We start from the raw sequence: 12,840 nt of genomic DNA on the forward strand, positions 1-12,840 counted from the left end.
GCGCGTCCGTCCCTACTCTGATTTCTCGCCGCTCTGCTGTTTCTGCGGTCTGTCTTTCAGCGTGGGCGTGCCGCGAGGGGCAGCGTGACTGCTCTGTCACTGGGGAAAGCGCACACGGTGTCCGGGTACGCGGCATGTCCGTCCGCCAGGCTATCGCCGTCTGTGCGGGCTCCGTAAATCGCGGACGGCGGACAGCCGGTGATACCTGTCACAGAGTGCCGTCGCCCCCGGCACTCTGTGCCCGGACGGCGCCCCTCGCCCGGCACCTCCCGGCCGTCCGGACGTACGGATCGCGCGGGTGTACGAGGGGTCCGGAAGCGCGGGTGGTCCGGGTACACGGGTCCCGTCCGCCCTGCCCCGCGGCGCCCCGCTACCGCGCGCCGCTCGCCGTGTCCGGTACCGGCAGGGGGCGCTTCTCTATCGCGGCGGCCATCACCTCGGGGAACAGGTCGGGGGTGCACGCGAAGGCCGGGGCGCCCAGTTCGGCGAGGGCCGCGGCGTGCTCCCGGTCGTAGGCGGGGGCGCCCTCGTCGGACAGCGCGAGCAGCGCCACGAACTGCACCCCGGCCGCCTTCATGGCCGCGACCCGCTTGAGCATCTCGTCCCGGATGCCGCCCTCGTAGAGGTCGCTGATGAGGACGACGACGGTCTCGGCGGGGCGGGTGATCTTCGACTGGCAGTAGGCGAGCGCCCGGTTGATGTCGGTGCCGCCGCCGAGCTGGGTGCCGAAGAGCACGTCGACCGGGTCGTCGAGCTGGTCGGTGAGGTCGACGACGGCCGTGTCGAAGACGACCAGCCGGGTCGCGAGCGAGCGCATCGAGGCGAGGACCGCGCCGAACACCGAGGCGTACACGACGGAGGCCGCCATCGAGCCCGACTGGTCGATGCACAGCACGACGTCCTTCTTCACGGACTGGGCGGCCCGCCCGTAGCCGATGAGCCGCTCGGGCACGATCGTGCGGTACTCGGGCAGGTAGTTCTTGAGGTTGGCCGCGATCGTGCGGTTCCAGTCGATGTCGTGGTGGCGGGGCCGGCTGACGCGCGCGCTGCGGTCGAGGGCGCCGGTGAGCGTCGAGCGGGTGCGGGAGGCGAGCCGTTTCTCGATGTCCTCCACGACCTTGCGCACGACGGCCCGCGCGGTCTCCTTCGTCGTCTCGGGCATCGCCTTGTTGAGGGAGAGCAGGGTGCCGACGAGGTGGACGTCGGCCTCGACGGCCTCCAGCATCTCGGGCTCCAGGAGCAGCGCGGACAGCCCGAGCCGGTCGATCGCGTCGCGCTGCATGACCTGGACGACGGAGCTGGGGAAGTACGTGCGGATGTCGCCGAGCCAGCGCGCGACGTTCGGCGCGGAGCCGCCGAGCCCCGCCCCGCGCCGGCCGCCTCCAGCGCGCCCGCCGCCGCTGCCCTCGCCGCGCTGCCCGTAGAGCGCGGCGAGCGCCTTGTCCATCGCCGCGTCCTCGCCCGCGAGTGCGGCGCCGGTGCCGTCGGCCCCGCCGTCCCCGCCGAGCACGAGCCGCCAGCGGCGCAGCCGCTCGGGATCGCCGCCGGGGCCCGCGACGTGGGCGGGGTCCGGGGCAGGGGCGTGCGGCGCGGTGGCGTCCGGCGCGGTGGCGTACGGCGCGGTGGGTGTGGGCGTTCCGGGGGTGGAGGTCATCGTCGTCTTCCCGTCGTCGGCTGGTCGGAGGGGTGCGGGGCGGGGGCGGTCAACAGGCCTCCACGCGCGGTCGTCCGGGCGGGGGCGCCCCGGCGTCCCGGTGGCCGAGGAGCAGCCGCAGTACGGGGACGACGGCCGCCGCCCGCTCCGGGTCGAGCCGCGGCCCGAAGCCGGGCAGCGCCTCGCCCGCGGGCCCGCCGGCGCCCCCGGCCGTGCCCGGCCCGCGCCGCACCAGCTCGCCGAGGCTGCGGCGCACCCCGGGCTCGTAGGCGGAGAAGGTGCGGCGCAGCAGCGGCAGTACGTCGGTGAAGGACCCGGCGGGGACGGAGCCGAGCCAGGCGTCGACCAGGCCGAGCAGCCGTTCGTCGTGGACCAGCAGCATCCCGCCGCCGGTGGCGCCGCCGCCGACGAACCCGTCGATCCACGCGGCCGCCTCGTCCGGCGGGGTGCCGGGCGACAGGGCGAGCCCCATGAGCCGTGCCGCCGCCTCGTCCGTCAGCTCCCCGACGTCCAGCAGCAGTCGCGCGCAGCGCCCGCGGATCACCCCGGCCACGGTGTCCCGTTCGGACAGCACGCGCAGCACGCCGTGCCAGCGGCCGGGCAGCGCGGCGGCACGGGCCCGCGCGGCGGAAGCGGCCGGGGAATCGGGAGCGGCCGGGGGCTGGGGAGAGGCCGGGGGCTCGGAAGCGGCCGGGGTGGCGGTCGCCGCGGACGGTTGTTCCGTGCCCGCCGTCCGCGCGGACTCGGCGAGCAGGGAGATCGCGGAGTGCACCGCGTCGACGTGCTCGCGCACGGCCGCCGCGCCGTCCGCGTCGAGCGCCGCGCAGGCCGGGGGCAGTCCGACGAAGACGCGTTCGGCGAGCCCGGTGGCGACCTCGCCGAGGGCGGCGGTGTCGGTGCCGCGCACGTCCCCGTAGCGCAGGGTGCGGACCAGGGCGGGCAGCGCCTGGGCGAGCCGGCCGACGTCGGTGTCGAGCGCCGCGCGGTCGGCGAGCGCCCGCATCACGGCGGGCAGCGCCTCGGACAGGCCGGCCGGCAGGCACTGTTCGGCGAGCGCGGTCACCTCGCTGAGGGTGCGCGCCTCGGTGGCCACGGCCACGGCTCTCGCGGTCGCCGCCCCGTGCACCGTCGTGCCCCACCCGCCGGCCTCGGCGACCCGTACGGAGAGTTCCGGTTCCCAGCGCAGGCGCCAGGTCTCCCGGAAGGTGCCGGTGCTGCCGCGCGAGGCGGCCGGTTCGCCCCAGTCGACGCCGAGCAGCCGCAGCCGGTGCAGGAGGCGGCTGCGCGCGGAGTCGGTGTCCTTGCGCAGGTCGAGTTCGAGTTCGCGTTCCAGGGCTTCCGGTCTGAGGCGCAGGGAGCGCTGGAGGCGGACGAGGTCGCGTTGCAGCGGGACGGCGGGCGCGGAGTCGGGGACCTCACCGAGGACCTCGCCGACGACGAGCCGTTCGTGGATCAGGGCGAGCGGCACCTCCGAGCCCTCGCACATCACGGCCCGCACCGCGTCGGTCGCCTCGGTGAGTCCGGGCAGCGGCCGGCCGCGCATCACGGCGAGGGTCCCGGCGAGCCGTACGGCCTCGATGACGTGCGCCGAGGACACCATGCGGTCCTCGTCGCGCAGCAGTCCGGCGACCTTGGTCATCCAGCGCTCGACGGGCCGGTCGGGGGCCTCGTGGAGGTGGCCGTACCAGCCGGGCGAGTCGATGCCGGCGCCGTAGCCGCTGAAGCGGGAGAGCCTGCGGTGCGTCCACGGCACCCAGGTCATCTCGACCTTGGCCCTGGGCAGCCCCTTGAGCAGGGCGCGGTCGGCGGTGAGCGTGGTCCTGGCGGCGAGCGCGGGAACGTGCCAGGCCCCGCACACGACGGCCACGGCGCCGGCCCCGAACTCCTTCTCGGCCGCCCTGACCCGCAGCCGCATGTGCGCCTCGCGCAGCAGGTCGCGCGGGTGCCCGCCGTCCCCGTACGTCTCGCGCAGCGCGCCCATCGCCTCGGCGATCGCCTCGAACGGACCGAACGGATCGGCAGGACCGGACGGGTCGGACGGGTCGGACGGGTCGGACGGGTCGGACGGGTCGGACGGACTGAGGGAGCCGGAGGGGCCGGGTGCTTCGGGCCGGCCGGACGGGACGGCGCGGGCGGCGGGGGCGCTGTCGCCTCCGGTGGCCCGCGCGCCCTCCCGTGTGCCCCGGTGTTCCACGACGTCCTCCCACCAGCGTTCGGCGTCGTCGTAACCGGCGGTCTCGGCGAGGACGGCGAGCGGGTCGATCCGGACCGCCTCGGGCGCCGGTCCCCCGTCCCGGACCGCGTCCGCCTCGTCACCGTCCCCGTCCTCCCGGTCCCGGTTCTCGCCGGCGTCCCCGTCCGGCCCGGCCGCGCCCAGGGCGAGGCTGTGGGCGGCGGGCAGGTCGATGAAGCGGGCGGGCACCTTGTTCTCGCAGGCCCAGCGCAGCGCCGTCCACTCCGGGGAGAACTCGGCGAACGGCCAGAAGGCGGAGCGGGCCGGGTCGTCGGTGACGTGCGCGAGCAGGGCGACCGGCGGGCGCATGCCGGGGTCGGCGACCAGGCCGACGAGGGCGTCCGCCTCGGGCGGTCCCTCGACGAGGACGACGGCGGGCCTGGCCCGGTCGAGCGCGGCGCGCACGGCGCGGGCGGAGCCGGGCCCGTGGTGGCGGACCCCGAGCAGGAGCGGGCGGGCACTCACGCGCTCACCTCGCGGCAGGCGCGGTAGAAGTCCTTCCAGCCCTCGCGCTCGCGCACGACGGCCTCCAGGTACTCCTGCCACACGACGCGGTCGGCGGCCGGGTCGCGGACCACCGCGCCGAGGATGCCGGCGGCGACGTCCCCGGCGCGCAGCCGGCCGTCACCGAAGTGCGCGGCGAGCGCGAGCCCGCCGGCCACGACGGAGATGGCCTCGGCCGTGGAGAGGGTCCCGCTCGGCGACTTGATCTTCGTCCGGCCGTCGGCGGTGACCCCGTCGCGCAGCTCCCGGAAGACGGTGACGACCCGGCGGATCTCGTCGGCCCCGGCGGGCGCGGACGGCAGGTCGAGGGAGCGCCCGAGCTGGTCGACGCGCCGGGAGACGATGTCGACCTCGGCCTCGACGCTCTCGGGCAGCGGCAGGACGACGGTGTTGAAGCGGCGGCGCAGCGCGCTCGACAGGTCGTTGACGCCCCGGTCCCGGTCGTTGGCGGTCGCGATGAGGTTGAAGCCGCGCACGGCCTGCGTCTCCGCGCCGAGTTCGGGGATCGGGAGCGTCTTCTCCGACAGGATCGTGATCAGGGTGTCCTGCACGTCGGCGGGGATACGGGTCAGTTCCTCGACGCGCGCGGTCATCCCCTCGGCCATGGCCCGCATGACGGGGCTCGGCACCAGCGCGTCCCTGCTGGGGCCGTGGGCGAGGAGCTGCGCGTAGTTCCAGCCGTACCTGATGGCCTCCTCCGGGGTCCCCGCGGTGCCCTGGACGAGGAGTGTGGAGTCACCGCTGACGGCCGCGGCGAGGTGCTCGGAGACCCAGGTCTTGGCGGTGCCGGGGACGCCGAGCAGCAGCAGCGCCCGGTCGGTCGCGAGGGTCGTGACGGCGACCTCGACGATGCGGCGCGGGCCGACGTACTTGGGCGTGATCACCGTGCCGTCCGGCAGGGTCCCGCCGAGCAGGTACGTGGCGACCGCCCACGGCGAGAGCCGCCACCGGGCCGGACGGGGGCGGTCGTCCTGCGCGGCGAGCGCGGCGAGTTCGTGCGCGAAGGCGTCCTCCGCGTGCGGCCGCAGAGCCTCCTCGGCCGCTGCCGCGCCCGCGCCGGCCGGACTGGCCGCGGCGCTCTCCCCGACGGACTGCGTGGGCATGGTCATGGTGGGTCCCCCTCCGGTTCGGATGTGTGTCCCACGGTGCATCACGCCACTGACAATTGACCGGAAACCAGCTCTGACCTGCGACGATGACTGATTGTCAGTGGCGGGCCCTACGTTCGTGGCATGACTTCGCAGGGGGTGCGCTGGACGGCGGATCAGGTGCTGGCACTGGCTCCTGACGCTCCGTCGCGCAAAGCGGGAAGCAAGCTCGGCGCGGCGGGACCGTGGTCGGGTACCGGTTCGACGGACGAGGGGGAGGTGTGGGGCCTGTGCAAGGGAAGCGGCAGCAAGCCGTACCAGACGGTGGTGGACCTGTCGGGGCCCGCTTATAAGTGCAGTTGCCCGAGCAGGAAGTTCCCGTGCAAGCACGCGCTGGGGCTCCTGCTGCTGTGGTCGGCGGGCCCGTCCGCGATCGCGGCCGGGGAGCCGCCGGAGTGGGCCGGGCAGTGGCTGTCGGCACGCCGCGCGAAGGCGGCGGAGGCCGCGGCCGGCCAGGGGCAGGGCGGGGTCCAGGGCGCCGCCGCGCCGGCCGACCCGGAGGCGGCCCGTAAGCGGGCCGAGCGCCGCGCCGAACGGATCACGGCGGGCGCGACGGAGCTGGAGCAGCGCCTGAGCGACCTGTTGCGCGGCGGTCTCGCGGCGGCCGAGCGGTCCGGGTACGGGATGTGGGAGGAGGCCGCCGCCCGCATGGTGGACGCGCAGGCCAAGGGCCTCGCCTCCCGGGTGCGGGAACTGGGCGCGATACCGGGCTCCGGCCCGGGATGGCCGGTGCGGCTGCTGGAGGAGTGCGCCCAACTGCACCTGCTGGTACAGGGATGGCTGCACCGCGAGACGCTGCCGCCCGCGCTGGCGGCGACGGTCGCGGGCCGGGTCGGCCTGCCGGCCGCCGCCGCCCCGGACGCGGTGGCGGAGCGCGATGCGTGGCTGGTTCTCGCGCAGTACGACACGGCGGACGCGCGGCTCACGACCCGCCGGGTGTGGCTGCACGGCGCCCGCACGGGCCGCACCGCGCTCCTCCTCTCCTACGGCGCGGCCGGCCGGGCCCCGGAACTGGCCCTGCCCGTGGGCCTGTCCGTCGAGGCGCTGCTCACGGCGCGCCCCGGCCCCGCGCAGGTGCGGGCCGACCTCGGGGAGCGCCTCGGCCCGGCGACCGCCTCGACGGCCCGCCCCGAGGGCGTGTCCCCGCAGGAGGCGACGGCCGCCTACGGCAGGGCCCTGCGCGAGGACCCCTGGCTGGAGTCCTGGCCGGCCACCCTGGCCGCGGTCGTCCCGGCCCCCACCCCGTCCGGCTGGCAGCTCACCGACCCGGCCTCCGGGCTGGCCCTGCCCCTGACCCCGCGGTCCCGCTCCTCCTCACACCTGTGGCGCCTGGTCTCCCTGTCGGGCGGCCACCCGCTGACGGTCTTCGGCGAACTCGGCCACCGGGGCTTCCATCCCCTGGCCGCCTGGGGCGCGGAAGGAACCCCGGGGGGAGATCCGGGAGGGGAGCGAGGGGGCGGGATAACGGCGCTGTGGTGAGGGGGTGCGGAAGCGGGGGGCCCGGGTCCCCTGCCCGCCACCTCCCCGTCCCCACCCCGCCCCCATCTTCTGCTTCTGCTTCTGCTTCTGCTTCTGCTCAAGGAGGTACGACCTTGTCCCCCGCGCACTCGCCCGCCCCTGAGGTAGAGGCCCTGTCCTGGGAGCACCTCGTGACCACGGCGCTCCTGGGCACGGACCGCCGTCCACTGCCCGCGTCGGGCACGGCGGCCGACGGTCCCGCGGCGCTGCTCGACGCCGCGGCCCTGCACACGGTGCGCCGCAGGGCGGGGGTGTGCCCGGCGCCCGCCGCCCCGCCCCTGGAGGTGAGCGATCCGGACACCCGCCCGCCGCTGCCGGCCGCCGCGCGCCGCCGTCTCGCTCTGCTGCTGGCCGACCGGGGCGGCGGGGGCGGGGGCCGGGGCAGCGCCCCCGACCTGACCGAGTTGCTGCCGCAGTGGCTGGCGCTCGCGGGCAGCCTCGGCTTCGCCGCACCCGCCGAACTCCTCCCGGCTCTCCTGGACGCGGCCCGTGCCCGTACGGATCTGCGCCCTGCCGCGCTGGCCTTCGCGGGACCGCGCGCCCGCTGGCTGGCACGGCTCAACCCCGACTGGAAGTACGTCCTGCGCACGGCCGTGGACGGCGATCCGGCCCTGCCGCCGGGCGAACGCGGGGCGGCGGTGCGACGGCTGTGGGAGGAAGGGCTGTTCGCCGAACGGGTCGCGCTCCTGGGCCGCTTGCGTACGGAGGACCCGGCGGCCGCGCTGGACCTGCTGGCCGGCACGTGGCGCACGGAGCGGGCCGAGGACCGCCTGATGTTCGTGGACTCCCTGCGGACGGGGCTGTCACCGGCGGACGAGCCCTTCCTCGAACAGGCGCTGGCCGACCGCAGCCGCAACGTCCGGGCGCTCGCGGCCGAACTGCTCTCCGCGCTGCCGGAGTCGGCCCTCGCGGGCCGGATGGCGCGGCGGGCGGCGACCTGTGTCGCCCCCGACCGGATCACGGGCCCCGGTCCGGGCATCGCGGTCGAGGCCCCGCACGCGTGCGACGCCGCGATGGAGCGGGACGGCGTGGTCGCGAAACCGCCCTCGGGCCGGGGCGAACGCTCCTGGTGGCTGGGCCAGATCGTGGAGGCCGCCCCCCTCTCCACATGGACGGAACGGTTCGGTGGGGCCTCACCCGCCGGGATCGTGGCGATGCCGGTCGCGGACGGCTGGCAGGGCGAACTGCACGCGGCGTGGTGCCGGGCCGCCGTACGTCAGGGGGACGTCGCCTGGTCGCGGGCCCTGCTGGGCGCGCCGGGCTCACCCCAGGCGGCGGGCCCGGGGGCGGTGTCGCTCGCGGAACGGGCGCGGCTGCTCGCCGCCCTGCCGGACGAGGAGCGCGCCGAGTGGGTGGCCCTCTTCGTGGCCGCGCACGGACTGTCGGAAGCCTTCCAGCTGCTGGGCGGCTGCGCGGTGCCGTGGCACGGGGCGCTCGGCCGGGCCGTGGTGGACGCCCTGAACATAGCCAGGGACAGCGGGAGTTACCCGTGGAGTTTCAGCGGGGTGATGGGTCTCGCCGAACGCTGCCTGGACCCGGCGGAGGCCGACCGCCTGGAGTCCCTGGCCGCCGCCACCGCCGAACCACCGGACACCCGGCCCGGATCGGGTGCGTACTGGGTCGAGGCGTTCCAGAGGCTGGTGAGCACCCTGCGCCTACGGGACGAGATGCGCCGCGAACTGGAGGGACGGGAGGGGGCGGCGGAGGCAGTGCCGCGACCGCGCCCCTGAGGCGGGGCGGTGCGGGGCGGGGAGCGCAGAGGGAGGGGCGGTGTGGACGCCGGACCACCGGACGGGGGCCGCCCCCGTGCTCCCCGCCCTTCCGCGCGACCCCGCGCCGCCCCGCCGTGCCCGCTCCGTAGCCGCCCACCACGCCCACCCCTATCCGCAGCGGCACCGGCACCGGCACCGGCACCTGGGAGGTCCTGGACCACGTGGCGTTCCTCGTGTGCGAACGGCTCCGCCGGGCTTAAGGAGATCCGGCCCGGTTCGGCGGCGGGGCACTGGGCGTCGACGCCCACCCGCCAACTCACCCGCGAAGCACCCTCGAAGTAGCCGCGAAGCACCCGCGAAGCACCCGCGAAGCACCCGCGAAGCACCCGCGAAAGAAGAGCGCGCCGCCCGCTGGCAGCGGCGGCGCCCGGAGCGGGACGAAGGGCAGGAGCGGCGCGGCGGGGCCGGGGTTCGTCGCGGGGTCAGGCCGGCTGCCGTACGTGGCTGGTGACCCAGTCCACGATCGAGGCGGTCGTGGCTCCGGGGGTGAAGATCTCCGCGACGCCCTTCTCCTTCAGCGGCGCGATGTCCGCCTCCGGGATGATCCCGCCGCCGAACACCTTGATGTCCTGCGCGTCGCGCTCCGCGAGCAGTTCGATGACACGGGCGAACAGCGTGTTGTGGGCTCCGGAGAGGATGGACATGCCGATCGCGTCGGCGTCCTCCTGGATGGCGGTGTCCACGATCTGCTCGGGGGTCTGGTGCAGTCCCGTGTAGATGACCTCCATACCGGCGTCGCGCAGCGCCCGCGCGATGACCTTGGCCCCGCGATCGTGTCCGTCGAGCCCCGGTTTGGCGACGACCACACGGATCGGTCCGGTTGCCACACTCATCACTGCCTCCCTGTACCGACCGCCGCACCCCGACGAGCCCGGCGTGCCCCGTACCGCACCGGTGCGGGGAAGTGAACGAACGTTATCCACAGCTTCCCGCACGGGGCGGTTTCGCGACACAGACAGAGGGGGAAATCACACGCGGGACACGCACTTGACGTACCGCCCCGCGCCGGGAGCCCGGGGAGGCACGCGTACCGGGAGCCGCTCGGTCGCCGCCCACCGCGCCGTCAGCCGCACGGCGCGGTGGGCGGTGGAACAGCGGTGGAACAGGGGAACGGACGCGCGGTCCAGGCCCCCCGCCGGACCCCCGAGGCCCGCCCCCGGGCATCCGCCCGCCGTGAAGCGGCCGTTCACCCCACCGCACCGCGCGGCCAAGTCGCCCGCCCCGCCCCCGCCAGGACCTGCTGTCGCACCCACCACACACGCGGCACCCCCGCACACACGTCACCGCCTGCCCGGTATCGACGGAGTGGAAGACCCCGAGCCGCACCCCGTGTCGGGGGGGGGGGGGGGCCCGGCCCCCGCCCCCCCCCCCCCCGCGGCCCCCCAACACACCCCCCCCCCCCCCCCCCCCCCCCCCAAACACCCCCCCCCCCACCCCCACCGCCGCGGCGCGCTGGGTGGCGGGCCGGGCCCCCCCCCCGGCGCCGCGGGGGGGGGGGGGCGGGTCCCCCCCCCCCCCCCCCCCACCCCCCCGACACGAGGGAACACCTTTCGATCCCGCGACCGCCCCGGACCGGCAAGCCTTGACCACGGCGCTACCCAGAGGCGCGGAAAAATCGAACACGCTTCGAACCCGGGCGCCTTGAGCCGTCCGCTGTTCCCCGAAAGGCCGTCGAATGCCCGTTTCCCCCCTGCCCGAAACCTGTGGAAGATTGTCCGGGCCACAGACCGGCGGGTACAGTCGCCGCACTGTTCCACCCCCGGGGAGCGTGCTTCCCGGCCCCTGCCGTCGAGGCGAAAGAGACGCTGGTGAACGACCGTCACCCGTCGGGGACCACCTCCCCGGCACCGGCTCCCGGCGCCACATACGCCTCCCCCACGGCGTACACCCCGCAGGGTTCCGACGGGTACGGGGAGCGCTACCAGGACCCGCAGTACGCGTTCACGGGCGGCGCGCCGTACGAGGCGTACGGCGCCTGCCCCACGGACCCCTACGCCCCTCCCGGGCAGGCCCCCGCGCAGGACGGGCCCGCCGGCCACCCCGCCCACGGCGACCGTCAAAGCCCCTATGACACCGGGGCGTTCGCGACCGGGGCATACGCGCCGCCGCAGTACGGCACAGGGACGTACGACACCGGGACGTACGACACCGGCACGTACGACACCGGAAACTACGCCCCGCACCCCTACGGGACCGGCGCCCACGACACGGCGCCCCACTCCACCGGGGCCTACGACGCCGGTTCGTACGGGACCGGTTCCCAGGAGACCGGCTCCTACCCGGCCGGTTCCTACGGCACGACCGCCTACGAGACCGGTGCGTACGCCACGGGCGGCTGGCCGGCCGTCGGCCGGCCGACGGGCTTCCGGACGGGAGCACCCGCGCCCGGCCCGTACGACACCGGAAGCCCCGACACCGGCGGCCCCGACAGCGGGCAGTGGAACCTCTCGTCCCAGCAGCGGTACGACACCCTCGGCGGCCAGGGCTTCTCCCTCTCCTACGAACCGTACGAGCCGTACGAGCGACACGAGCCGTACGAGCGACACGAACCCTACGAGCGACACGAGCCGCACGAGGCGTACGAAGGACACGCCGGGCGCAGCGCGCACACCGGCGACCCCGAGGGCTACGACACCGGGAGTCTCCCCCAGCAGTCGCCGTCGCCGGCCGGGGTCCCCGCGCAGTCGCCTCCCGCGCACAGCGGCGAGTGGGACGCGCGGACCTGGGAGCCCGCGCACCGCGCGCACCCGGTGGAGGACGCGCCGGAGTCGCACACCGCGCGCGTGCCGGTGGTCCCCCCGTCCGGCCAGGCGGACACCGCTTCCGCGCCCGGCGAGGAGACCGAAGAGCGCACCGGGGAGCGCGAGGCGGCCGACGGGGGCGCCCCCGGGGACGCCCGCTTCCGGGACTCCGGCGACACGCCCGGCCGGGCCGCCGCCCCGGGCGCGTCCGCGTCTTCCTCGCGCCCTTCCGCCTTCGTCCCGTCCGGTGCGACGACCGGCTCGGCCACCCGGCCGGCGGGGGACGCCGAGGGCCCGGTCGTGCTCGGTGGCAGGGAGGAGCAGCCGGGCCGGGGCAGGAACCGCCGCCGGATGCCGGCGAAACGGTCGGCGCTGCTGACGATCGCCGTGCCCTCGGCCTGTGTGATGGGCGTCGCGGGGGTCGCCGCCGCCTCGGTGGGAGACTTCGGCGGGGACGGCAAGGAGACGGGGGCGTCGAGCAGCCCCGAACCGGTGAAGCCCGCGGTCGCCAACAACAAGCTCGACACACAGCTCGCGAAGCTCTCGGCGGCCGCCGACGACGTCGCCGACCGGGCCAGCCGCACCCAGGAACGCATCGACCTCAAGGCGAAGAAGGAGGCCGAGCACAAGGCGGCCGTCGCCGAGGCCGCCCGCAAGGAACGCGAACGCCCCAAGTTCGCCATGCCCGTCGCCCAGCACGGGCTGAGCGCCTACTTCGGCCAGGCGGGCGTCAACTGGATGTCGCAGCACACGGGCATCGACTTCCCGGTGTCGTACGGCAGCGCGGTCATGGCCGCGACGGACGGCACCGTCCGCAGTCAGTGGAACAGCGCCTACGGCAACATGGCGATCGTGACGGCCAAGGACGGTACCGAGACGTGGTACTGCCACCTGTCGGGGACCACCCTGCCCAGCGGCACGGCGGTGAAGGCGGGCGAGGTCATCGCCCGCTCCGGCAACTCCGGCAACTCCACCGGCCCGCACATGCACTTCGAGGTACGACCCGGGGCGGGCGCGGCGATCGACCCGCTCCCGTGGCTGCGCAGCCACGGCATCGACCCGACCTGACCCGGCCCGCCGCCCCACCACCCGGGCGCCGGCAACGAGCAACGAGCGGGACCGTCCGCTGGGTCCGGGGCGGCGGGCCCGACAAGCCGGACCGGCCGCGCCGGACCCAGCGGGCGGGGGCCCGGGGCCGGGCCCCCGGGGCCCCCCCCCCCGAGAGCTGCTCGTCCGGGGCGGGACGCCGCAGCAGCCCCGTCGGGTGGGG

At 76.0% G+C, this 12,840-nt stretch carries 7 protein-coding genes; 3 read left to right on the plus strand and 4 right to left on the minus strand.

From position 1 onward, the window contains the following. Positions 1-370: 370 nt before the first annotated feature. The 3 genes from ACFYMP_RS24850 to ACFYMP_RS24860 are packed head-to-tail and all read right to left on the minus strand — an operon-like array spanning position 371 to position 5,500. The gene (locus ACFYMP_RS24850) at positions 371-1,654 is read right to left on the minus strand and encodes a vWA domain-containing protein (RefSeq protein ID WP_388861607.1); all 1,284 of its coding nucleotides are present in this window, start codon (positions 1,652-1,654) and stop codon (positions 371-373) included. Positions 1,655-1,703: 49 nt separating this feature from the next. Beyond that, positions 1,704-4,352, minus strand: a complete 2,649-nt coding sequence (locus tag ACFYMP_RS24855) for a DUF5682 family protein (RefSeq protein WP_388861609.1) — start codon at positions 4,350-4,352, stop codon at positions 1,704-1,706. Continuing rightward, a complete protein-coding gene (locus ACFYMP_RS24860; RefSeq protein ID WP_388861611.1) occupies positions 4,349-5,500 on the minus strand; it encodes an AAA family ATPase in 1,152 nt (383 codons plus the stop codon). Before ACFYMP_RS24860 ends, ACFYMP_RS24855 begins: the two co-directional genes overlap by 4 nt. A gap of 123 nt (positions 5,501-5,623) precedes the next feature. Between ACFYMP_RS24860 and ACFYMP_RS24865 the strand changes: the two genes are divergently transcribed. Beyond that, the gene (locus ACFYMP_RS24865) at positions 5,624-7,018 is read left to right on the plus strand and encodes an SWIM zinc finger family protein (protein WP_388861613.1); all 1,395 of its coding nucleotides are present in this window, start codon (positions 5,624-5,626) and stop codon (positions 7,016-7,018) included. A 113-nt stretch (positions 7,019-7,131) separates the two neighbouring features. Next, positions 7,132-8,787 carry a DUF5691 domain-containing protein gene (locus tag ACFYMP_RS24870; RefSeq protein ID WP_388861615.1) on the plus strand — a complete coding sequence of 552 codons (1,656 nt, stop codon included), beginning with the start codon at positions 7,132-7,134 and terminating at the stop codon, positions 8,785-8,787. A gap of 464 nt (positions 8,788-9,251) precedes the next feature. On the opposite strand, the gene ACFYMP_RS24875 is transcribed toward ACFYMP_RS24870, so the two are convergent. After that, the gene (locus ACFYMP_RS24875) at positions 9,252-9,662 is read right to left on the minus strand and encodes a cobalamin B12-binding domain-containing protein (RefSeq protein WP_388861617.1); all 411 of its coding nucleotides are present in this window, start codon (positions 9,660-9,662) and stop codon (positions 9,252-9,254) included. A 975-nt stretch (positions 9,663-10,637) separates the two neighbouring features. Between ACFYMP_RS24875 and ACFYMP_RS24880 the strand changes: the two genes are divergently transcribed. Further along, a complete protein-coding gene (locus ACFYMP_RS24880) occupies positions 10,638-12,638 on the plus strand; it encodes a peptidoglycan DD-metalloendopeptidase family protein (protein ID WP_388861619.1) in 2,001 nt (666 codons plus the stop codon). The last annotated feature ends 202 nt before the right edge of the window (positions 12,639-12,840 follow it).

It is taken from the genome of Streptomyces sp. NPDC007088, assembly GCF_042869355.1.
Taxonomy (GTDB): domain Bacteria; phylum Actinomycetota; class Actinomycetes; order Streptomycetales; family Streptomycetaceae; genus Streptomyces.